The sequence below is a fragment of the Paralcaligenes ureilyticus genome (assembly GCF_004346225.1).
Taxonomy (GTDB): Bacteria; Pseudomonadota; Gammaproteobacteria; order Burkholderiales; family Burkholderiaceae_B; genus Paralcaligenes; species Paralcaligenes ureilyticus.
The window spans coordinates 365,742-388,682 of record NZ_SMAJ01000003.1 but is presented as its reverse complement, the minus strand read 5'-3'; the positions used below and the strand labels follow the sequence as shown (position 1 = coordinate 388,682).

Below are 22,941 nucleotides of genomic sequence, written 5' to 3'. Positions count from 1 at the left end.
TTACCGCCAAACCAACAAAACGTTAATGCCCCGGCGGGCACGCTCGACTACCGACACAGGCTGCCCCTGCAAATCCTGCACCAGAAGCTGCTGCGGCCGGGTGAAATCGGCCTGGGTTCTTGCAATGGTGACCAGGCCCAATGGATGCTGCAGATGCTCAATCGTGACCATGCCGCTCCAGAGCGGTTGCGTAGCGCCTCCCCCTGCGGTCTCTATCTGATAATGAAACCGCCAGAGCCGAAGCACGATGCGCTCCTGCGAACCGATAGCTTTGGTAAAGGTGATTTTTTGTTCCCGGCCGTGGTCGAATTTTGGCAATACCGGGATCTCGGCGATGGAGGTATTGGGCAAAAGCCACAGCAAAGTGGCTCTTGAGCCCCAAGGCTCGGGCGCTTGCCAGCCGGCCCGCATCATCGTGCGGCCGATTTGCCCGGCTGTCCCCGCCCACTGAACCGATAAAGGCTCTTCGAATTCGCCACTTAATTCCGAGCGCGCGAAAGGCAACTGGAGCCATCCACCATCCTCCCAGCCCGAAAGCGACATGGTTGTCATTTGAGGACGATAGGCATAGCGCATGACATCGGCGTGATGCCGCGGTCCAATATAAAAGCTGCCCGACAACCCCAGCACCAGTACGATCGCCAGCGAAAACGGCCACGTGCGAAAACGCTCGATGGGCAAATGATGAATGTAGGCAATACTGAGCAACGCCAACCAGATCAAACCCAGGCTCAGACTTCCCAACACATTGGAGAACCAGCGCACCCCCAGATACAGCCGGGAGAACTCAACCAACGCAATCAATATCGTAACCAACAAGGTAATCAGGATTTTTTTCTTGTCGGATTTTCCACGCCCCATCAAAAATGCCAGAAAGCCGTACATCACGATACTCAATGTGGTGTGCGCGCCTGGAAAGGAAAATTGATCGACACCGGTATAAATATTCGTTGGGCTGACGCGGTTCAGCGTATATTTCAGCGTCCAGACAAGAACCTCGGCGAAGCCGGCCGCCGCCACCCAGTAAGCCAGCGTGCGCCAACGGCGTTTGAACGCAAAAAGCAAAGACACCACGAGCACCAGCAGCGCCGTTCCGACGGGGCCGCCCACTTCGGCAACGCCCACCATGAAGCTGTCTCCCCATCGCGTGCGCAGCTCTTGCAGGAAAATATAAATGGCTTGATCGAACTGGACCAGCGCGTCGCTGGAAATGATGCCCTTCACTATGCCCAAAAACAGCCAGCTACCGCCAATCAACAGAAAAGCCGCAAAAAGCAAAGCCTGAGACTCGGCTTTGGCCGGATCAAACAAGGACAAGGTAATACGCGAAACAACCCCTGTTTTACCGCGAGCATATGACACCATGCGATCACGCAAGGACTTGACGCGCGTCCAGCCGTAGGTGTGCGCGAACTTCGCGCACTTGACCACCACCCACAAAAATACCGCAATAATAAGCAGCAGGATAAGCAGACGAGAGCTCACTGCCCCCGCAATTTGCAGCGATGCGCCAAACAGTACGCCCGGAATGATATGGGCAACCGCCCAGACCACGGCCGACAACACATTCATGAGAAAAAAATGGGGCACAGACATGCCGGCCATGCCTGCCGTCACCGGCACAATGGCGCGCACGGGTCCCAGAAAACGGCCGAAGAAAACGCTTTTGCCACCATTTTTGGAGAAATACTCCTGGCCGCGGACAAACAATTCAGGGTGATTCTTGATAGGCCAGACCGTGCGTATCGACTCGCGGTAATGGTGGCCCACCCAATAACTTAACCCGTCGCCCAGGATTGCGCCCACTATGGCAAGGGCCGTCGTCCACCATAGATCGAGCGCGTTAAGGCCTATGAGTACGCCACCCGCGAATACGATTGAGCTGCCGGGGATAAAGGTGCCAATAACTGCGACCGCCTCAAGCGCCGATGCAGCAAAAACGCCAGCCATGGCCAGATACGGATGGATTGAAAAATAATCGATCAGCGCCTGCAAATACGATCCCACAACATCCTCCGCGCTACCAGGGCGGGGTACTCCCGCACGGTACTGTATCCCATAACCCGCCCGACGCGACCTCGGCGCCCGGGCAAGCCTGACCTTTCAGCGCTTAGCCTCCCACGACACCCGCGGCAATGTTAATGGACAGGCCGAGGATCGCCGCGTTGAACAAAAAACTGAGCACAGATTGAGCCAACACCGTCTTGCGCAATGATCGCGTCATCACCAGCACGTCCGACGTCTGCGCCGCGACGGCGATCGTAAATGAAAAGTAGAGAAAGTCCCAGTAATTCGGATTTTTTTCTTTATCGGGAAAACAGAGCGCCGGCTGCTCATGACCCGAGCTATAAAACGCCCGAGCATAATGAAAGGTGAAAATAGTGCCCAGCAGGCACCATGAGCCCAATACGGTAGAGCCCGTCAAGGCATAATGGGCCAGCCGGCCATGAAGCGCCAACGTCTTTACCGTAGACAGTTCCAGGATGATCGCCGCCACGCTGGCCACGGCCGCAAGCGACATCACTACCAAGACGGCTACCGCACCCTCGTCTTCCTGCTCGGCAATTTCGCGCACTCTTTGCTGGCTTGCGTGCAGCATCAGCCAACTGATCAACACAAGATACAGCCATATTGTCACGTTCCAGCCCAGCAACGCCCTCATAATGGGATCCAGGCGCGCCGGAAGCGCCGCGCCTGCGCAGATTCCTGCAACCACAGAGCCCGCCAGGCGTGGCCGGGTCCGAACAAACCGGTGAATAGTGTGCATGGATACAGCACCTGTTTTCAGGCAGTCAGATAGGGCCTGATCCAGGCTAGGTTATCACGAGTCTGGGCCGCCGGAAAATATTCACAACCGATCCACCCGTCATAGCCCAGTTCTTCCAATACTGAAAAGATGTAAGGATACGATAGCTCGCCCGTGTCGGGCTCGTGGCGATCCGGGTTGCCGGCAATCTGCAAATGTCCTACCCGCCCGGTAGGCCAATAGGTACGCAGCTTGCGCGACACATCGCCTTCGACAATCTGACAATGGTACAAATCCATCTGCACCTTGACGTTAGGCAAGCCCAACGCAAGCACCACGTCATGAGCCTGCTTCTGGGTGTTCAGGAAATACCCCGGCATACCGATGGTATTGATGGGTTCGAGCAGCACATCGACGCCCGCGGGCGCCGCCAATTCGGCCGCACGGCGCACCGTGTCCAGATACTGATCCTGCAAGGCCATACGGGCCACGCCTTGCGGCGCCAGCCCCGCCATCAGGTGCACTTGGCGCGTGCCCAGCACGCCGGCATAATCCAGCGCCCGCCGCATACCGTCCAGGCATTCTTGCCGCCTGCCGGGCAGGCAGGCCAGCCCGCGCTCACCCGCATCCCAATTCCCCGGCACCGCATTGAAAAGCACCAGATCAAGGCCGCAATCAACCAGACGTTTTTTGATCTCGCCGGCTTCATAGGCATAGGGAAATAAAAACTCGACCGCCTTGAAGCCGTCGTGCGCGGCAGCGCCGAAACGATCGAGGAAATCGAACTCGTTGTACATGGTGCTAAGGTTTGCGGCAAAGCGAAGCATGACAAGCGCCTTTGTGAAATGGGTTGATTAATCGATCAGCGCAAAGGCTTTGTGGAAGAAATCCACCGAACCGAAATTGCCTGATTTAAGCGATAGGTGAATCCGCCTGGACAAGGCAGGCACCCAGGCTGTACACCAGGGCACTCCGGGGTCGATCTGGGGGCCGATGCGCAACTGCGCAATACCCAGAGCCTGGACGACCGCGCCCGAGGTTTCGCCACCAGCCACCAGCAAGCGGCCTACCCCCACTGCCAGCAGCTCGTGCGCAATGCGGGCCAGGACTTGTTCCAATTGCCCGCTGATGTCCATCTCGCCGTTTACCGCGGCGGCGCGCGCCCGTGTGTGTTTGATCGCCTCGGGCGTGGCCGTGGTGTAGATCAATACGGAGCGTTCGGGGCTTTGGCTTTTGACCCACTCCAAGGCGGCCTGAACCAGATCCCCACCATCGAGCAGGCGCAGCGGATCGAGCGCCAGGGCCTGCCCGCCGCGTTTCAGAAAATAATCCACCTGCGAACGGGTAGTACTTGAGCAACTGCCGCAAATAATGGCAGCCCGGCCCCAAGACGCTTCAAGCTGGGCAGCCTGCGCCGAGGGTCGAAGCCCCCAATTCGAAGGCAGGCCTATTGCCAGGCCCGAACCGGCTGTCAGCAAAGGCCACGAATGCAGGGCGCGGCCCAATGTCAGCAAATCGTCATTGGATATGGCGTCGAGAATTGCAATGGAAACTCCGTCCCGCTTCAACGCGTCCACGCGCTCATGAATGGCACGCACCCCATCGGCCACGACGGAGTAATCGATGAGACCCACCTTGCGCCGAGTTTGAGCTTGCAGTACACGCACCAGATTGGGATCCGTCATGGGCGTGATGGGATGATGCTGCATACCCGATTCATTGAGCAACACGTCGCCGGCAAACAAATAACCCTTGAATACTGTGCGTCCGTTATCCGGAAACGCTGGACACGCGACGGTAAAGTCGCAGCCGGTCAGATCCATCAAAGCGTCGGTGACGGGGCCGATATTGCCCGCCGAAGTGCTGTCGAAGGTAGAGCAATATTTGAAATACAGCTGGCTTGCCCCTTGTTTCAACAACCAGCGGGCAGCCGCCACGGACTGGGCGACGGCATCGCTTGCGGGAATGGACCGGGACTTCAGGGACACGACCAAGGCTTGAGCATCGGTATCGATGCTATCGACGGGCACGCCTATTGTCTGCACCGTGGTCATGCCGGCGCGCACCAGATTATTGGCTAAATCCGTTGCGCCGGTAAAGTCGTCGGCAATACAACCCAGTTCGAGAGCCATGCTCAATAGCCGCCGCTTTGGTTACTAACGGCCGTACCCGCAAGATGGGACAACTGCTGCAAACAGCCATTCTTTAAAATGGCCGCGTCGTTGCCCGGAGTGACCAACTGAAACCCCTGATCGATACGCCTGCGGGCCATTGCACCATCGGCGCAAAATATTCCTGTCAACAACTGGCGCCCCGCCGCTTGTGAGCGAACGAACTCGATGGCGTCGGCCGCCTCCCCCTCCGGCTCCGACCCGGGCGTGCCACCGTAAGTCAGGCTCAAATCATTCGGGCCTATCAATATGCCGTCAATGCCCGGCACGGCAAGAATGCTGTCAAGGTTGCGCACCGCTTTTTTCGACTCGATCATGACAAACACCAGGACCTCATTATTGGCGTGCGAAAAATAATCGGGGCCACCATACAGCAAGCCGCGCGAAGGCCCAAACGAGCGGTCCCCCGCCGGCGGATATTTGCATGCACCTACCACTGCGCGAGCGATAGCGGCATCGTCAACCTGAGGGCAAATTACGCCATAGGCGCCGGCATCGAGCAAACGCATGATTTGAACCGGATCGGAGCTCTCTGGCCGGACCAGAGGCACAGCCTGTGTGCTGGAGATCGCCTGAAGCATCGTCAGCGCCTGGCCGAAATCAATCATGCCATGCTGAAGATCGACCGTCACAGCATCGAACCCGCAATGCGCGACGAGTTCTGCGCTATACGATGAAGGAACCGACAGCCACGCATTGGACGCATGGTTTCGATCCTTGATCACTTGCCTTAATTTGTTCGCTCTCATTGCCAGTACACCCCTGAAATTTATTTCTGATTCCACTTCCAAAGCAAACCGCGCGCTTTGTCAGGTTCGCGCAGTTAATAATCAATGGCAGCCACAAGGGCTGCCGCTACACCTACGTTACATCTGCGCTACGTTTGCGGTACGCCTGTGCCACGTTGCAGTTGACTCAGAATACAACAAGTAACAAAAAAGAACGTATTGCCCGGACGAACTATCAGCTCTCCCATTGTTAACAGGTAAAATTCCGTTCATCGTCTGGCCCCTTTCTTAATCCAGTTTAAACAATTGCGTGCAATCATGGCTGAAGAATTCGAAGTAAAAGGACTCCACGACGAGCACCTCGAGCGAGTCGGTGAAAGCAACCACGAACACAGCGACAAATTTGGGAGCCGCCTCGCCGTCATGACGGCACTCTTTGCTACCGTAGGCGCCCTGTTCAGCTACCAGGTGGGCTCGACGCAAAATGAAGCAGCCATGAGTAAAAACAACGCGGCCATCGTAAAAACAGAGGCAGGCGACCAATGGAATTATTATCAGGCCAAATCCAACAGGCAAAACCTGGCCGAACTGGCCATGGATTTACCCGGCCTGGACGCCGGCAAATACAAAGCCAATGCAGCCCGCTACAGCGCCGAAAAGGAAGCCATCAAAAAAGAAGCCGAAAAGCTCGAAGCACAATCCCGTAAATGGGACGAGGCGTCCGAAGCCCTTATGCATCAACACCATCGATGGGCACAAGCCATGGTGGCGCTGCAGATTGCCATTGCGCTGGCCGCAATCACGCTGCTGACCCGAAAAAAATGGATGCAGTGGGGATCGTATGGCGTGGCCGCGGCCGGCGTGGCCCTCGGGTTTGCGGCCTGGATGCATTTTTAATGATGGCAGCCACAAGGGCTGCCACCACATCAAAACAGCTAAGCCGCGGCCGAAAGCAGCGACGGGCGCTCTTGCAGCCACGCTTCGATTTCGCTGCCGCCCATGGGCCTCGCTATGTAATAGCCCTGCACGCAATCACACTTCAATTCGGCTAGTTGCTGCAGAACCTCATCGGTCTCTACGCCTTCCGCAATGACAGACACCGCCAGGTTGTGCGCCAGGCCGATGATCGAAGCCACGATGGCTCTTGCCTCGCCATGTCCGCCCATGTCGGTCACAAACGACTGATCGATTTTGAGGCTGTCAACGGGCAATTTCTGAAGGTAAGCCAGCGACGAATGGCCCGTTCCAAAATCATCAATCGAAATACGAACGCCTATATCGTGAATCCGGGTCAACACATACTGTGCCCGGCCAGGATCGGCCATGATCGAACTTTCGGTGATTTCTATCTCAAGAAGGCTTGCATCAACCTGATAGCGTGCCAGGATTTCCTGGATGGCCCTGGGCAGGCTCACATCGAGCAGATTGCGTGCCGACACATTCACCGCGACCGCCACACGGTGCCCATGCTCACGCCACGTGCTGCACTGGCGCACCGCAGTCTCGACGACCCATAGCGTCAGGGGATGTATCAGATCGCTGATTTCAACAACCGCCATAAAGTCTGACGGATATAGCAGCCCACGCTCACTGTTTTGCCACCGGATAAGCGCCTCGACACCCACCACACTCTGGTCGCGCAAAGAAATCTTCGGCTGATAATGCAATACGAATTCCTGCTGCTCCACGGCGTGCCGCAGGTGCGTCATCAGCAAGACCTTGCTCAGGGCCTGCTTGTCCTTGGACATATCGTAAAACATATAGCCAACGCCTTCCCGCTTGGCTTCGTACATGGCGGAGTCGGCGTTGCGCATCAGGTTATTGATGTCGGTTCCGTTTTCCGGATAGCAGGCAATCCCGATGCTGCCACTGATCTGGATTTCGATGCTGTTCAAGAGAAATGGCTTTTTCACTTCAGTCAGCAGATCGGCCACGATTTGCTCAATAGGCAAGATACAAGCCGAATCCTCAACATAAATGGCAAACTCGTCGCCCCCAACGCGAGCGATCACCGCCTGGGCGTCGAACAAAAGCTTTATACGGTCAGCGATCTGCCTCAACAACAGATCGCCGGCCTGATGGCCCAGGGAATCGTTCACTTCCTTAAAACCATCCAGATCCAGCATCAGGACATAAAAGCGCCTGCTCACCGTCTTGTCCGCATCGATCGTACCGTTGATCCGCGAAGACAGGAAGGCGCGATTGACCAAGCCCGTGAGCATATCGTGCGTAGCCTGATAAAGCAGTGCCTCACCTTGCCGGCGGCGCTCCGTAACATCCCAAAAAGTCACGATCGACCCTATCACCCTGCCATCGCGGCGCATCGGGTAAGCCCAGTATTCAACGGGTAGCGCCGTCCCGTCTTTGCGCCACAACACTTCATCGTCGACATGAACGTGAAACTCCTTGCCCAGCGCCTTGCGCATGGGGCAATCGTCAACAGGGTAGGGTTTCCCATCTTCATGCCGGCCATGAATCAAGTCATGCATCGACTGGCCGATCAGCTCGGAGGATTCATAGCCCAGGAGCGTCTCGCAAGCGTGGTTGACGAACGTACAACAGCCCGCCATGTCCAGACCAAAAATCGCCTCGGCCGTCGAGTCCATCAAAAGCGTGAACAACTCGTCGCGCTCGCGGATGTTCTGTGTCAGGATTTTTCGTTCAGTGACATCATGGATGAGTGTCAGCCTGGCGTCGCAGCCTCTGAAGTTAAGCGGGAAATGCGACACCTCCACAAAAATAATGCTGCCGTCTTTCCGGTGGTGCCTGCGCACCGCCCGATTCGCCGAATACAGATCCCGCCGCCCCGCGTCCGGCGTCTTGTCGGAGTTGAGTTCCGCAAGCTCGATCTGGTTGGTGTTCATGAGCAAAAATTCATCACGCTCATAACCATAATGCATGATGGCCTGATCATTGACCGCCATGAGCCGCAACGTCGTCGCATCGCACACCCACATCGGGCTCGGGTTGAGTTCGAACAGAAGACGATACTCGGTTTCCGACTGAGTCAGCGCCAAGGCTATACGGCTACGCTCAATCGCAACCGCGGCCAGCTCGGATATCATTTGCGCCACTTGCAATTCTTGTGGCCTGGGCGACCGTGTGTACCGGAAATACAGCGCGAACGATCCCAGGACACGGCCACCGGACGACATGATCGGATGCGACCAGCAGGCGTGCAGGCCATGACTAATCGCCAGGTCCCGATAATCGGCCCAGAGCGGGTCGCTGCCTATGTCTTCCACAATCACGACCCGCTTTTCATACATGGCGGTGCCGCATGACCCCGCCCGCGGCCCGAGCTTGACACCAGTCACCGCGCTGCGAAAGGTCTCTGCCATTTTTGGCGCAATACAAGATTCTATGAATAGCCCATCTGCAGCAACGATCTGGATAGAAGCTACCGTATCCTCGATCTGCTCTTCGGAGAACATGAGAAGCGCCACCAGCGTTTCCCGCAAGCCTTCATTCTGGGCAATCCGCCGCAAAATCTCATTTTGGCCTTCCTGGCGTTGCAAAGACAAGCTCCATTCCTTCTCGCGGACGCCCAGTTCGGCAGCCATTTCGTCGAGCAAGGTCGCTATTTCCGTAAATTCCTGCCCCGAAACCAGGCTGCCGATCCGCGTATCGAATCGACGCCGCTTCAATCGCCTGGCGGCCTGCGTCAACTGCCGTATATTGCGGCCCACAAGAGCCTGGGCACCGGCCCAGCCCGCGGCAAGCGCCATCAACATGAGAATAAAGGCGACGATTATGCCTATCCACAAATCACGGCTGATCCCCGCGAGCAACAAAGATTCCGGGCTTTTATACAAAATCACCAGTGCGCTTGGATCACCGTCGATACCTGCCTGGGCATAGCTGACCAGCCATTGCTTTCCGTCACGCGCCCGCACGACATCAACGCCGCTAACCCCGGCACGAGCAGCCTTTAATACGTCCTCCTCCCAAAAAACCTGTCCAATCTGCCCGTCTCCGCCGGAAGTGGTGTTAAGCACAACGCCTTTTCGGTCGACAATCGTCAGCCCGGTATCGGCCGAGGGAGAGATCGCATCGCTGGAATTGATGAGGGAAGATAATTTCAGGGCCGCAAAGATCACGGCCCGAGGCGCACCACTGCTATCACGCAAGGCCGTAGCGATTACGATAGTAGGTTGCCCGGTAATACGCCCCTGCTGGAAATCGCCAATTACAAAACCTTGTTGAACCAAGGCGCGCTGGAAGTACACCCGATCGCCCAGATACGGCATATTTTGACCGGGCGTGGAATACCCGGTGCACAAGACGCGTCCGTCAAGGCCCACCACACCAAAATTCGTGAACCGTTTCTGTTCCCGCAACAATTCCGAAAAATAGGGATAGCAGCGCATCCAGTTGCCATCCTTGACGACCGGCGACGAAGCGAGGGTTCCGAGAGTTTCCCGCGAACTTTGCAATAGCCAATTCTCATAACGCGCAGCCAGATTGACGTAGCGTTTGGCATTTTCCAGGCCAATATCCTGCAACTGATTCTGCTGCCGATAGACGTAGTACCCCAGGCCGACAAAGGCCGGAACGACAGCGGCGCAAATCACCAGAAACATTCGTGCGTATATGCTTTGAAAAAGCCGGATCCTAAACGGCATTCCCATTCTCCCTATAGCCGCAGCCAGGTCCAAGCCCGATTCTCTTCTTTTTCTCGTGGTGCATAGTCAACGCGACAACGGGCGCAATATGCCAAGATAGCACTATTGTTCGCTCTTGCGACAAGCCATTCAAAAAAATATAGGCACAAGCAGACTTGCGGCCGATGTCAGACACGCTATTATTGTGCGGGCTAACGGATTGCCACATGCAGCGCAGCACCGCAGGCTGCAGCATGTGATGTTCCAGATTGGACAAGGAGAGGCACGAATTTTGTCAAAATCTTTTAAAATCAATGAGATAGACAGTAACAACAAGACTATGGAAAGCCATACGCCCATGATGCAGCAATACCTGCGTCTGAAGGCCGAAGCGGGTTCGCATCTGCTGCTTTATCGCATGGGGGATTTTTACGAAATGTTCTACGGCGATGCCGAGCGCGGCGCCCGCCTGTTGAATCTTACCCTGACCAAGCGCGGTGCTTCCAACGGAGCGCCCATCCCCATGGCGGGCGTGCCCGTGCATGCCATGGAACAATATCTGGCACGGCTGGTGGCGCTGGGCGAATCGGTCGCGATTTGCGAGCAGATTGGCGACCCGGCCGCCAGCAAAGGGCCGGTGGAACGCAAAATCGTGCGCATCGTTACTCCGGGCACGCTCACAGACGATGCATTGCTGCCCGCCCGTGCCGATCGCATGATAGCGGCCACGATAACCGCGCGCCACAACCGGGTTGAACGTGTCGGCCTGGCATGGATGAATCTGGCCAACGGCGAATTCCGGGCGACGGAATGCACGCCCGAAATGCTCGATTCCGAACTGCATCGCGTGGCGCCGGCCGAGCTGGTGTGCGCCGAAAGCAAAAGACCTCATGTCGACGCAGGCATGGCCTTAAGCCCGATTCCAGATTGGCACTTCGAACTGGACGGTGCGCGCAATGTGCTGCATGAACACTTCGCCGTGGATTCAGTCGCCGGCTTCGGCCTGGCCGATATGCCCGCCGCCGTCTGCGCCGCAGGCGCATTGTTGCGCTATGTCAGCCGCACCCAGTCTCAAACCCTGTCGCACATTCAGTCCATTCGGGTCGATCAGGCCAGCTCCTATGTCGTGCTCGATCCGGTCACGCGCAAAAACCTGGAAATCAGCGAAACGCTAAGCGGCGAGGAAAGCCCCACCCTGCTTTCCACCCTGGATCATTGCCAAACGCCCATGGGCAGCCGATTGCTGCACCGCTGGCTGCATCACCCCTTGCGCGACAATGCGCCGGCACTCGAACGCCAGCAGACGATTGCGGCGCTGCTGGCCGCCGACCCGGCCAATGGCGCGATGCTGGAGACCACTGCGCCGCTCATCACCCTGCAACAGGCGCTGAGCCGCTACCCGGATATAGAGCGCATCGCCACACGCATGGCGATGCGTTCGGTACGCCCGCGCGAGATGGCAAGCCTGCGCGATGCGCTGGCCATTTTGCCGGCCATGGCTGACGATATTGCCCGATGCTTTTCTCCTGCGCCACGACTGATTCAACTCAGAGCGCAACTGAATGTCTCGCCCGACCTCCTGATCCTGTTGCAAAATGCCATCGACCTCGAGCCGGCACTGCTGATACGCGATGGAGGGGTCGTCGCCCGCGGCTATGACGCCGAGCTCGATGAGCTGCGCCGCCTGTCGACCGACAGCGGCGAGTTTTTGCTGGAACTTGAAGCACGTGAACGCGAACGAACCGGAATCACCAGCTTGCGAGTGGAATTCAATCGCGTACATGGCTTTTATATCGAGGTATCGCGCGGACAGGCCGAAAAAGTACCGGACGATTACCGCCGCCGCCAAACGCTGAAAAACGCGGAACGCTACATCACCCCCGAACTGAAGACCTGGGAAGACAAGGTGCTCTCGGCCAAGGATCGCAGCCTGGCACGTGAAAAATGGCTATTCGAAAAAATCCTCGATCAGCTCGCAACGCATGCGCCGGCGCTATCCCTGTGCGCCGCGGCACTGGCCGAAATCGATGCTCTGGCCTCATTGGCCGAACATGCCCAGCAAAACAATTGGGCGGCTCCTGAACTGTGCGACGCAAGCGAAATCCTGATTGAAGCCGGCCGCCACCCCGTAGTCGAACATAGCATCGAACGTTTTACACCCAACGATTGCGACCTCGCTCCGCAACGGCGCATGCTATTGATCACCGGGCCCAATATGGGCGGCAAATCGACCTATATGCGGCAAATTGCACTGATTGTTCTATTGGCCAGAATCGGCAGTTTCGTACCGGCCGAACGCGCTCGCATTGGGCAGATCGACCGCATCTTTACCCGCATCGGCGCCGCCGACGATCTGGCAGGCGGACGCTCGACCTTCATGATGGAAATGACGGAAGCGGCCGCCATATTGGCAGGAAGCACGACGCAAAGCCTGGTGCTGATGGATGAAATAGGGCGCGGCACCTCGACCTACGACGGGCTGGCTCTGGCCTGGTCAATCGCACACAGGCTGTTGACTCACAACCAGGCGCTGACTCTGTTTGCCACGCATTATTTTGAAATCACCCGGCTGCCCAACGAAATGCCCGCCGCCGCCAACGTGCACCTTGCCGCCGCCGAATCGGCATCGGGTGTCATATTTCTGCATCAAGTGCAGGCCGGCCCGGCAAGCCGCAGCTACGGGATCCAGGTCGCGCAGCGGGCCGGCATCCCGGTGGCCGTCATACGCCGCGCCAGCCAGGAGTTGGCGCGGCTTGAAGCCCAGGGCGCACCCACGCCGCAGCTCGATTTGTTTGCCGCGCCTACCCATAACCCGGGCGATCCCGACGAGAGCAATAGCGACGATGGCGGTACGAACGCAGTAGACAGCACCACGCATGGCGACAAGGCCGACTCCGCCCTGAAAGCCGAACTGGCCGCCATCGATCCCGATCAGCTCACTCCCCGCGAAGCGCTGGATCTTTTATACCGCTTGCTAAATACGTATTTATGATGCCGATATGGCACCCACAAGGGGTGCCGCTACATGATTCACGGGTACGTATTTGTAGCGCCACCTCTTGTTTGTAGCGCCACCCCTTGTGGGTGGCATTCGAACCCTCGGCAATCACTCCCATCCCCTGAAACACACGAACCGCCCATCCATGAATATCGACACCCCACTCGCTCTGCTCGGCAACCTCACGCCGCGAACGTTCATGCAACGCTATTGGCAACGCAAGCCGCTGGTCATACGCCAGGCCATACCTGATTTCAAACCTTCGCTATCCATGGCCGAAATCAAACAACTGGCCAGGCGCGACGAGGTGGAATCCCGCCTGATATGGCGCGATGGTGACAGCTGGAAGATGAAAAACGGCCCTTTCAACCGCCTGCCTGCAGCGCGCGGGGACAACTGGACCTTGCTGGCGCAAAGCGTTGACCTGCACGACGACGCGACAGCGGAACTGATGCACCGTTTTCGCTTTATCTCGGATGCGCGCCTGGACGACGCCATGATCAGCATCGCTTCCGATGGCGGCGGCGTAGGCCCGCATTTCGACAGCTATGACGTGTTTTTATTGCAGGCCCACGGGCAGCGGCGCTGGCGCATCAGCAGTCAGAAGGATCTCGCGCTCACCCCCGGCCTGCCCCTGAAAATCCTGGAAAACTTCCGGGCCGAACACGAGTACACACTGAACCCGGGCGACATGCTGTACCTCCCGCCGCACATTGCCCACGATGGCGTAGCCATCGGCGATTGCATGACCATTTCCATCGGTTTTCGCGCGCCCAGCCTGGCCACGCTGGCACAGGGGATGCTCGATGCGGCCAGCGACCAGATCATGGCCGGCCTGGATGACGGCCGCAGCGCACAGGCCAGCGGGGTTTTACCCGGGCCCAGCCTGCGTAATACTTTTCACGACGCCGGTGCGCCCGCTACCGCAACGCCGGCGTACTTGCCCGATGCGCTCGTCACCGCCGCATGCAAGGCTGCACAGAAAATTCATTTCAACGAAACGCTTGCTACACGTTTCCTCGGTCAATGGCTTACCGAGCTTTCGCCGCAAGCCTATTTTGAACCCAGCAGCCCGCATATCGATTTAAGGTCGGATACGCCGCCCGGCCGCCTGCAACTGGACCGTTGCACGCGCCTGATGTACCGCAAGCGACAGTTGTTCATCAACGGCGAGGCCCTTGCACTGCCCGCCTCGAAAGCGTTGCGTGAATTAGCCGATGCCCGTTCACTGCGGCTGGATCCGCGCAGGCGAAACAGCCTGAGTCACGACGAACAAGCCGTCCTGACCGGCTGGCTGCAAGAAGGCTGGCTGCACCATATTGACGATTAGGTTTTGCCACCCACAAGGGGCGGGCGTTACAAATTCACGGCCACATTTTTGTAGCGGCAGCCCTTGTGGCTGCCATCTACGCAGGATACTGTCTTATTAATTAACATTTTGCCACCCACAAGGGGTGGCGCTACATGCCGGTCACGGGAAACCGGCAAAATGCACGGCTGATTCAGAAACGGAGTTACTGCTTTCCAATATAAAGATATACAGGAATAAGGAAATAATAATCTAGTCCTTCGCATATAAAGTGCAGCTCTCTAGAATGGGGCATGCCTTTTCTGCGAGTGCACAATGTTATCGCCTTCCTATTTATCCGAATCCAAACACTCCCTGATTACAGACCTGGTCGACGGGCTGGATCCCAACGCGCTTAGCTGGCTTTCGGGATATTTCGCCGGCCTGGGCCAGAGCAAGCAAGCAGCGCGCTCGCCCGCTATTGTCGCGGCCGTGTCCAACGCACCTGCGGCCAGGCAGCTTACCATCGTATACGGCAGCCAAACGGGCAACGCCAAACGCATAGCCGAATCGTTGTTCGAACGCACAGAGGCGCTAGGCCTCGCCGTTCGCCTGGTGCGCGCCGACCGCTATGTCACACGCGAACTCAAAGACGAACAACTGCTGTACATCGTCATGAGCACACAGGGCGAAGGCGAGCCCCCCGATGACTCGCGCAGTTTTGTCGAGTTTTTGCTCGGCCGCCGCGCACCCAAGCTGCCCCAGCTCAAATATGCCGTACTGGGCCTGGGCGACTCAAGCTACCCCCTGTTTTGCGGCGTCACTCAAAACATCGACGCACGCCTGGCTGAATTGGGCGCCGAACGCCTGCACGAGGTAGGCACCGCCGATCTGGATATCGAAACGGTCGCCCTGCCATGGCAGGAGAAGGCGATCGCCCAGGCACAGAAGATATTGAAACAAAACGAGACACCCGTAGCCAGTGTCACGCCGCTGCATCCCAAACCCGCAAAGGTTTCACGCGATCAACCCTTCATGGCCGAACTGGTGCTCAATCAGACCATCACTGCCCGCGGCAGTGATAAAGATATACGCCACATCGAAATCTCGCTCGAAGGCAGCCATCTGGATTATCAGGCGGGCGATGCACTGGGCGTATGGCCCACGCAAGCCCCTGCGCTGGTCGAGGCCGTCATCAACTCCTTGAACCTGGATGCCGGCGAAGCCATTGAAATCAACGGCATATCACGCACGCTGAAAGAATGGTTGAGCCATCACCGCGAGCTCACTGTGCTGACCAAACCCTTTTTGCTTGCGCACGCGCAACTGGCCGACAGCGCTGAACTGAAAAAGCAGATAAATACCATTGAATCGCTCAAGCAGTTGCTCGATACCCGCCAACTTGTCGACATCCTCAAACAATACCCTGCCCCGTGGAATGCGACGGCGCTGGTCAATGCCCTGCGCCCCTTGGCGCCCCGCCTGTATTCCATCGCATCGAGCCCCAGCGCCGTGGATGCCGAAGTGCATTTGACCCTGGCGCATGTCGAGTACGAACACGAGGCAGAGTCGCGCTGGGGCTGCGCTTCGCATTTTTTGAGCGGCTTGAAGGAAGGCGACAAACTGCCCATCTTCATCGAGGAAAACGCACGTTTTCGCTTGCCCGCTGATTCTTCGCGCGACGTCATCATGATAGGTCCGGGCACCGGCGTTGCACCGTTTCGGGCCTTTGTACAAGAGCGCAGCGCCCAAGCCGCCGACGGCCGCAACTGGCTGTTTTTCGGCAACCCTCACTTTACGTCCGACTTTCTCTATCAAACCGAATGGCAACGAGCTTTAAAAGACGGCGACCTGCATCGGCTCGACCTCGCCTTTTCCCGCGATCAGGCCGACAAGGTTTACGTACAGGACAAGCTGCTTGAATCGGCCGCCGATGTCTATAACTGGATCGAAGCAGGCGCCCACGTCTATGTATGCGGCGATGCAAACCGCATGGCCAAGGACGTACAACAAACCCTGCTGCAAATCGCCCAGACTGAAGGCAGTCTGGATCTGGAGCAGGCCAAACAATGGCTGGACAACCTGGCCGCACAAGGCCGTTACGCCCGCGACGTTTACTAAGTATATGAACAGCAACCTTTCCCATCTGGAACACGTCAAGGCCGACAGCAATTTCCTGCGCGGCACCATCGAAGACGGGCTCGGCGACCCGGTCACCGGCGCCATCGGCGACGACGATAACAAGCTGCTGAAATTTCATGGCAGTTATCAGCAGGATGATCGCGACCTGCGTGAGGAACGCCGCAAACAAAAACTCGAGCCCGCCTACGGATTCATGATTCGCGCGCGCTTGCCCGGCGGCATCGTCACGCCGAAGCAATGGCTTGCTTTCGATCATATTGCAACGACTTGGGCCACCCGCGGACTGCGGATCACCACACGCCAGACCTTTCAATTGCACGGGGTGCCCAAGCGCAATCTGAAAAACGTCATGCAAGCCATACACGAGGCAATGAGCACTACGCTCGCCGCGTGCGGCGACGTCAATCGCCAAGTGGTGAGCTCGGTCAACCCCCTGCTTTCAAGCCAGCATCAAGTCGTACAGGACTGGACCGAGAAATTGTCCGCACACTTCCTGCCGCACACCCGCGCCTATGCGGAGATCTGGCTCGACGGCAAGAAAATCAGTAACGAACCCGACCACGAACCCCTGTACGGCCACAGCTACCTGCCGCGCAAGTTCAAGATTGGAATCGCCATTCCCCCCACCAACGATATCGATGTCTTCGCGCAGGACCTGGGCCTGATTGCCATTATTGAAAACGGCATACTGCAAGGCTTTAACGTGGCGGCCGGCGGCGGCATGGGCGCGACTCACGGCGACGATACGACCTATCCGCGGTTGGGCAGCCTGATCGGGTTCGTGACGCCCGAGCAGGTAGTCCAGGTTGCAGAAGCCGTGGTCACCGTGCAGCGCGACTATGGCAACCGCGCCGAGCGCCAGCATGCGCGGCTGAAATACACCATCGATAGTCACGGACTGGACTGGTTCAAATCCGAACTGGAACAACGCCTGGGCTACAGCCTCAAGCCCCTTCGACCCTACCATTTCGACCACAACGGCGATCGCTACGGCTGGCTTGAAGGAGAAGACGGGCAATGGCACCTGGGGTTGTACATAGAATCCGGACGCTTGAACGACACTGGCGAAAATCGCTTTCTGACCGGGATGCGGGAACTTGCCCAGGTGCACAAGGGAGAATTCCGGCTCACCTGCAATCAAAACCTGATCATCGCCAACGTTGCGGCCGCGGATCGGGCGCGGATAGACGAACTGGTGCATCAATACGGCCTGGACGGCTATCACAAGCAAAGCGGCATACGCCGGCACAGCATCGCCTGCGTGGCCTTGCCCACCTGCGGACTGGCCATGGCCGAAAGCGAACGGTATCTACCGAAATTGCTGCCTAAGCTGGAAACGCTTCTGGCCCATCACAACTTGCTCGACGCGCCGATTCTGCTGCGCCTGTCGGGCTGCCCCAACGGCTGTTCGCGCCCCTATCTGGGGGAAATCACCCTGATAGGGCGTGCCATCGGCCGCTACGATTTGCGCCTCGGCGCGGATTTCACAGGCCAACGGCTCAATACGCTTTACCGCGAGAATATTACCGAGCCGGAAATCATCGACGCCCTGGACGCGTTGTTTGGCGCCTACGCGAATGGGCGCAGGCAAGACGAAAAATTCGGCGATTTCCTGGTCCGCGCAGAAGTCATCGAGGCGCCCTCGCAGCGCCTGATTCCGATCGTTCTGGACGCCGCGACATGACGCTGTTCCCTCTGTTTGCCGATGTCAAGGGCCGCCGCACCGTCGTGGTAGGCGCGGGCAGCGTCGCCGAACGCAAGGTCGGCAGCCTGTTGGCGGCAGGCGCCCATGTCGTCGTCGGCGCCCTCACCTTCACCGAAGAACTGCTGCGCCTGAAAAAACAGGGCAAGATCGAAACCATTACGGGCCGCTTCGAGCCGGCCTGGCTGGATGAGGCCTGGCTGATCGTCGCGGCAACGAACGACACGACGACGAACCAGCATATTGCCCGCTGCGCCCAACAGCAGCGCATTTTCATCAATGTGGTCGACGATGCGCAGTTATCCTCCTTTCACGTGCCCTCGATTGTCGACCGATCGCCCCTCATCGTCGCCATCTCATCGTCAGGCACGGCCCCGATGCTGGCGCGCCGGGTGCGTGAACGCCTCGAGGCCTTGCTCGAGCATTCGCTTGGCCCTCTGGCCGTCCTGGCCCAGAAATATCGTCCCGCCATACGCCGCCTGCGCCCCAATTTACGCAGCCGCCGCGAGTTTTACGACAGCCTGCTCGACGGCCCCGTAGCAGCCGCTTTACGCAAAGAACACGGCTTGCTGGCCGAGCATGAGCTTAAAAAAGCACTTGCGCAGCCTCAACCAGCCCCCACAGGAAAGGTAGCCTTGGTGGGCGCCGGCCCCGGCGATCCTGACTTGCTCACCATCAAGGGCCTGCGCGCGTTAAATCAAGCCGACGTGATTCTGTACGACCGTCTGGTAAGCCAGGAAGTACTGGCCCTCGCCCGCCGCGACGCCTTGCAGATCGCCGTAGGCAAGAGTCCGGGCGAAGACCACGACGCCACTCAGCGGCGCATCCACGATCTACTGCTGACCCATGCCCGATCGGGTAAATACGTCGTACGGCTCAAAGGTGGAGACGCATTCATCTTTGGCCGCGGCGGTGAAGAGCTTGAATTCCTGAGCGAGCATGGCATTGCCTACGAGGTTGTGCCCGGGATCACCGCAGCGCTGGCCTGCGCGGCCTATGCGGGTATTCCCCTGACACATCGGGACTATGCCCAGTCCGTGCGCCTGATCACGGCCCACAGCAGCCATGAGGACGACACCCACGACTGGAACTCGCTCGCTCAGGGCAAACAGACCTTGGCCTTTTACATGGGGGTTAGCCAACTGTCGTGGCTATCCACGCAGCTTATCGAACACGGATGCGCCGGCGACACGCCTTTTGCCTTGATCGAAAACGGCACCCGCAGCAATCAGCGCGTGCTCAACGGCCCGCTGAAAGATCTGGCGACATTGGCTGACAAGCACGCCTTCGAAACTCCTTCGTTGCTTCTGGTCGGAGAAACCGCCGCCCTGACCGAAAAACTTCAATGGTTTGGCACCAGCATCAATGCAGGCGCGGCGCCATATGCCGACGCCGACGCCTCTAGCAGGTTTGTCAGAGCGGCATAGAGAAATGGCTAGAGCATTTTTGGTCAAACGGTATGCGGCATGGGATGTTTGGGTATTTGGTGGCGGGACGTTTGGGTGTCGGGCCAAACTCGCTACGCCGCTGGCGTGGCTCCACTCAAACATGGCCCGCCTGGACGAGGCAGACCCGGGGAGTCGGGGCGCGCAGCGCCCCGACCGCTGGACGGACCGGACGGTACCCACCCCTCGCCCTGCGGCGTCTTAATAGAATGACCTCACCACCCAAAACGGCTCAATCGAAAATACCTTAGGTCAAAAAAATGGCACCCACAAGGGGTGCCACTACATGACTCACGCGTAGCGCTGTATACGCCTTAATTCATATGGCCCGTCAGAACCGTAATGATGCGTTGCGCCGTGGGACTCTTGTCTTGCTGCCCATTTTTATCAAGCACCGTAACTAGCGAGCCCGCCCCCTGCTGGGCGACGTGAATCCGGAACGACCCTGCCTCGGCAGTATTCTTGCCGCCGAACATTCGCGTCAGGAAATTGCCTTGATCAATTTTCTGGCCAGTATCCGTATCGAGGTAGCGCACGAAATAATCGCCGCTTGAGCGGTCCCGATCATCCACCGAGAAACCGGCCGCATCGATCGCCACGCCTACACGCCTCCAGGCACGGTCAAAGGGCTCGCTCAAGGTGAGCGCGGCCGGATCGCCAGCCACTTTGGCTACTTGCGGCTGGGTCGGGTCTTTTTCAGCCTGCGCCACCATAGACTGGGCCTTTTTGACATCCGTGCCCAGGAACACCATCATGCGCGCCAACATGGCCGCATTCAGGCCCGGATCTTCCTTGCCATAGACCCATTTAAAGGTCGTGCCGTCGGCCGTAGGAGTTTCAACCATTTGCTCGTGGCTGACATAAATTTCGGTCTTGCCGTTGACTCGCTCGACGCGCGTACGAAAACGTTCGCGTTCGCCGCTGTCGAAAACCTGATCCAGAATGCCGCCCAGCGCGCTGCGGATCCAGCCCTCGGGTATCTTGGCCCGATTTTCGGCCCAATCGGTCTGAATGAGGCCTGCCTTGGAATCTTGCGAATGAATGGTAAACCCCTGTTCACCCCAGAAATCCACGACCTTGGGATAAACCGTTTCGGCAGGCTTGTCTACCGATAGCCAGCGTATATTGCCGTCGCGCATCACTTGAATGCCGCTGGTCGCAGGCAGGATGGCATCGCTCGGGCTGGCGCCTTTGCTCGCCGCCTGATTCTGCGCAAACTGGCTAAAGGTTGCCGAACCCGCGGGCGCCTTGTAATGGGCGTCCTGGTTGGCTTGCGTCAAATCGGGGGGGATGCTGAGCGGATCGCCAGCTACCGTGCTTTTATAGTTGACCGTCTCTTCGCGTCCTGTCAATTGTTTCAGCTGTGTGCAGCCAGATACCAACAGCAGGCCTACACTTACGGCTACGCCAGCGTAGCGTTTGTTCATACGCATCCTTATCATTTTTAAATCAATCCCACATCTTTCAACGAGCTGCGCACCTTATCGTGATAGCGCGGATCTAACGGAATCAGCGGCAAGCGATAACCCAGTTCGGACAACCCCATTTCAGCCACCGCCCACTTGACCGGTATCGGGTTGGATTCAACAAACAGAACATTGTTTAGATGCGCGAGGCGCCTGTTTAGTTCACGGACACGTATTCCATCGCCGGCAATCGCCGCCATACATAACTCGTGCATTAGTTTGGGTGCGACGTTGGCCGAAACGGAAATATTGCCGCGTGCCCCCAACAACATCAGCGCCGCCGCGGTGGCGTCGTCGCCGCTAAACACCTGAAAGGCGGGGGGCGCGTCGCGCAGCAACAGGGCGCCGCGTGCAATATTGCCCGTTGCGTCTTTAATGCCGATAATGCCCGGCACTTGCGCCAGCCGCACAATGGTGTCGTTGGACAAGTCGGCCGAAGTGCGGCCCGGCACGTTATAAAGTATGGAAGGAAGGCCGGTGGCCTCGGCAATCGTACGAAAATGCTGATACATGCCCTCTTGCGAGGGCTTGTTGTAATAAGGCACAACCGTCAAGCCCGCCTGCGCGCCCACGGCTTGCGAGTGGCGCGCAAGATGAATCGCTTCGGAAGTGGAATTGGCACCGGTTCCGGCAATGACAGGCACGCGGCCGGCCGCGTGCTCGACCGCCACGCGAATCAGCTCAGCGTGCTCGTCGATGTTCACGGTGGGCGATTCACCCGATGTGCCCACCACCACCAGCGCGTCGGTGCCTTGGGCTACGTGCCAATCGATCAGTTTGCGATACGAATCGAAGTCCAGGCTGCCGTCGGGATGCATAGGGGTTATCAGGGCGACCATGCTGCCCTGAAAAATGGGAATCGCAGAATCCGTACTAGCCATGATGGAAACCATCTCCTCGAACTCGCCCAAATGGCGAACTTGCTAAATTAACATGCAAGTTTACCGGATAAGCGCCCAAACTTATAAGAACCAATTAATAATTATTTGGCCCAAGGCCAGCAATGGCTGAAGAAACGTCCACAAAACGCCGCTTATCATCAGCACTACGATAATCATTAACCCATAGGGTTCGATCTTCGAATACCGCCAAGCCAGACGGCCGGGCAACAGGCTAAACACAATCCGCCCGCCATCGAGCGGCGGGATCGGCAACAGGTTCAAAGCCATCAACACCAAATTGATCTGAATCCCCGCAACCGTCATCTGAACCCAGAAATCGTTCTGGGAAGCTCCGGAATCGGCCAGAAAACGCAAGCCCAGTGTCCAGATAATCGCCATGAACAGATTGGACGCGGGGCCGGCCAGAGCCACCCACAGCATATCGCGCTTGGGGTTGCGCAAACGCCCCCAATCGACCGGCACGGGCTTGGCCCACCCGAATAACAGACCCGCGCCCCCCAGGAGCTTGGTGCTGAACAGCAAAACCAGCGGCACTATTATTGTCCCCATAAGATCGATATGGCGAACGGGGTTCAGGCTGACGCGGCCGGCCTCATAGGCGGTGGGGTCGCCGAACATCCGGGCCACATAGCCGTGCGCCGCCTCGTGCAGGGTGATCCCGAACAACACGGGCAGTGCATAAATCGTAATGGTTTGAATCAACGAATCCATATAATCCCGGAAAATGCAGGCGCAAGTTTACACTCGAG

General features: G+C 57.8%; 15 protein-coding genes. 6 read left to right on the top strand and 9 right to left on the bottom strand.

Features of this window, described 5'->3' with window-relative positions; genetic code table 11:
* The 5 genes from EDC26_RS06380 to EDC26_RS06360 all read right to left on the bottom strand — a co-directional run bounded on the left by EDC26_RS06380 (position 1) and on the right by EDC26_RS06360 (position 5,666).
* Positions 1-2,007 (bottom strand): bifunctional DedA family/phosphatase PAP2 family protein, encoded by a 2,007-nt coding sequence (locus tag EDC26_RS06380; RefSeq protein WP_132580569.1) that lies wholly within the window; start codon positions 2,005-2,007, stop codon positions 1-3.
* A gap of 103 nt (positions 2,008-2,110) precedes the next feature.
* Positions 2,111-2,767: a DUF1345 domain-containing protein gene (locus tag EDC26_RS06375; RefSeq protein WP_132580567.1), complete on the bottom strand. Its 657-nt coding sequence runs from the start codon at positions 2,765-2,767 to the stop codon at positions 2,111-2,113.
* A gap of 17 nt (positions 2,768-2,784) precedes the next feature.
* Entirely contained in the window at positions 2,785-3,573 is a 789-nt protein-coding gene (otnI, locus tag EDC26_RS06370) for a 2-oxo-tetronate isomerase (RefSeq protein ID WP_132580565.1), read from the bottom strand.
* A 27-nt stretch (positions 3,574-3,600) separates the two neighbouring features.
* Positions 3,601-4,878, bottom strand: a complete 1,278-nt coding sequence (otnK, locus tag EDC26_RS06365; protein WP_132580563.1) for a 3-oxo-tetronate kinase — start codon at positions 4,876-4,878, stop codon at positions 3,601-3,603.
* 2 nt (positions 4,879-4,880) lie between these two features.
* The gene (locus EDC26_RS06360; protein WP_132580561.1) at positions 4,881-5,666 is read right to left on the bottom strand and encodes an HpcH/HpaI aldolase family protein; all 786 of its coding nucleotides are present in this window, start codon (positions 5,664-5,666) and stop codon (positions 4,881-4,883) included.
* Between the two features lie 297 nt (positions 5,667-5,963).
* On the opposite strand from EDC26_RS06360, the gene EDC26_RS06355 reads away from it, so the two are divergent.
* The gene (locus tag EDC26_RS06355; protein ID WP_132580559.1) at positions 5,964-6,542 is read left to right on the top strand and encodes a DUF4337 domain-containing protein; all 579 of its coding nucleotides are present in this window, start codon (positions 5,964-5,966) and stop codon (positions 6,540-6,542) included.
* Between the two features lie 38 nt (positions 6,543-6,580).
* Here EDC26_RS06355 and EDC26_RS06350 read toward each other — a convergent pair whose 3' ends face one another.
* The gene (locus EDC26_RS06350; protein WP_165930938.1) at positions 6,581-10,228 is read right to left on the bottom strand and encodes an EAL domain-containing protein; all 3,648 of its coding nucleotides are present in this window, start codon (positions 10,226-10,228) and stop codon (positions 6,581-6,583) included.
* Between the two features lie 361 nt (positions 10,229-10,589).
* Here EDC26_RS06350 and mutS point away from each other — a divergent pair, with 361 nt between their 5' ends.
* The 5 genes from mutS to cysG all read left to right on the top strand — a co-directional run bounded on the left by mutS (position 10,590) and on the right by cysG (position 19,806).
* Positions 10,590-13,241, top strand: coding sequence for a DNA mismatch repair protein MutS (gene mutS / locus EDC26_RS06345; protein ID WP_243700807.1), 2,652 nt, complete (start codon positions 10,590-10,592; stop codon positions 13,239-13,241).
* A 151-nt stretch (positions 13,242-13,392) separates the two neighbouring features.
* Entirely contained in the window at positions 13,393-14,577 is a 1,185-nt protein-coding gene (locus EDC26_RS06340; RefSeq protein ID WP_132580555.1) for a cupin domain-containing protein, read from the top strand.
* 294 nt (positions 14,578-14,871) lie between these two features.
* On the top strand, positions 14,872-16,656 hold the full coding sequence (locus tag EDC26_RS06335) for an assimilatory sulfite reductase (NADPH) flavoprotein subunit (protein ID WP_132580553.1): 1,785 nt from the start codon (positions 14,872-14,874) through the stop codon (positions 16,654-16,656).
* Positions 16,657-16,660: 4 nt separating this feature from the next.
* On the top strand, positions 16,661-18,361 hold the full coding sequence (gene cysI / locus EDC26_RS06330) for an assimilatory sulfite reductase (NADPH) hemoprotein subunit (RefSeq protein WP_132580551.1): 1,701 nt from the start codon (positions 16,661-16,663) through the stop codon (positions 18,359-18,361).
* Complete coding sequence (gene cysG / locus EDC26_RS06325; protein ID WP_132580549.1) at positions 18,358-19,806, top strand: siroheme synthase CysG; 1,449 nt, start codon at positions 18,358-18,360, stop codon at positions 19,804-19,806. Before cysI ends, cysG begins: the two co-directional genes overlap by 4 nt.
* A 332-nt stretch (positions 19,807-20,138) precedes the next feature.
* On the opposite strand, the gene bamC is transcribed toward cysG, so the two are convergent.
* The 3 genes from bamC to EDC26_RS06310 all read right to left on the bottom strand — a co-directional run bounded on the left by bamC (position 20,139) and on the right by EDC26_RS06310 (position 22,903).
* Positions 20,139-21,251, bottom strand: a complete 1,113-nt coding sequence (gene bamC / locus EDC26_RS06320) for an outer membrane protein assembly factor BamC (protein ID WP_165930937.1) — start codon at positions 21,249-21,251, stop codon at positions 20,139-20,141.
* A 17-nt stretch (positions 21,252-21,268) separates the two neighbouring features.
* A complete protein-coding gene (dapA, locus tag EDC26_RS06315) occupies positions 21,269-22,171 on the bottom strand; it encodes a 4-hydroxy-tetrahydrodipicolinate synthase (RefSeq protein ID WP_132580545.1) in 903 nt (300 codons plus the stop codon).
* Positions 22,172-22,252: 81 nt separating this feature from the next.
* Positions 22,253-22,903 carry a site-2 protease family protein gene (locus EDC26_RS06310; protein WP_132580543.1) on the bottom strand — a complete coding sequence of 217 codons (651 nt, stop codon included), beginning with the start codon at positions 22,901-22,903 and terminating at the stop codon, positions 22,253-22,255.
* Between the last annotated feature and the right edge of the window lie 38 nt (positions 22,904-22,941).

Excerpts from the sequence above, each read along its gene's own strand:
- EDC26_RS06375 (WP_132580567.1), bottom strand. The coding sequence starts at position 2,767 with ATGCACACTATTCACCGGTTTGTTCGGACCCGGCCACGCCTGGCGGGC.
- otnI (WP_132580565.1), bottom strand. The coding sequence starts at position 3,573 with ATGCTTCGCTTTGCCGCAAACCTTAGCACCATGTACAACGAGTTCGAT.
- otnK (WP_132580563.1), bottom strand. The coding sequence starts at position 4,878 with ATGGCTCTCGAACTGGGTTGTATTGCCGACGACTTTACCGGCGCAACG.
- EDC26_RS06360 (WP_132580561.1), bottom strand. The coding sequence starts at position 5,666 with ATGAGAGCGAACAAATTAAGGCAAGTGATCAAGGATCGAAACCATGCG.
- EDC26_RS06355 (WP_132580559.1), top strand. The coding sequence starts at position 5,964 with ATGGCTGAAGAATTCGAAGTAAAAGGACTCCACGACGAGCACCTCGAG.
- EDC26_RS06350 (WP_165930938.1), bottom strand. The coding sequence starts at position 10,228 with ATGTTTCTGGTGATTTGCGCCGCTGTCGTTCCGGCCTTTGTCGGCCTG.
- mutS (WP_243700807.1), top strand. The coding sequence starts at position 10,590 with ATGGAAAGCCATACGCCCATGATGCAGCAATACCTGCGTCTGAAGGCC.
- EDC26_RS06340 (WP_132580555.1), top strand. The coding sequence starts at position 13,393 with ATGAATATCGACACCCCACTCGCTCTGCTCGGCAACCTCACGCCGCGA.
- EDC26_RS06335 (WP_132580553.1), top strand. The coding sequence starts at position 14,872 with ATGTTATCGCCTTCCTATTTATCCGAATCCAAACACTCCCTGATTACA.
- cysI (WP_132580551.1), top strand. The coding sequence starts at position 16,661 with ATGAACAGCAACCTTTCCCATCTGGAACACGTCAAGGCCGACAGCAAT.
- cysG (WP_132580549.1), top strand. The coding sequence starts at position 18,358 with ATGACGCTGTTCCCTCTGTTTGCCGATGTCAAGGGCCGCCGCACCGTC.
- bamC (WP_165930937.1), bottom strand. The coding sequence starts at position 21,251 with ATGAACAAACGCTACGCTGGCGTAGCCGTAAGTGTAGGCCTGCTGTTG.
- dapA (WP_132580545.1), bottom strand. The coding sequence starts at position 22,171 with ATGGCTAGTACGGATTCTGCGATTCCCATTTTTCAGGGCAGCATGGTC.
- EDC26_RS06310 (WP_132580543.1), bottom strand. The coding sequence starts at position 22,903 with ATGGATTCGTTGATTCAAACCATTACGATTTATGCACTGCCCGTGTTG.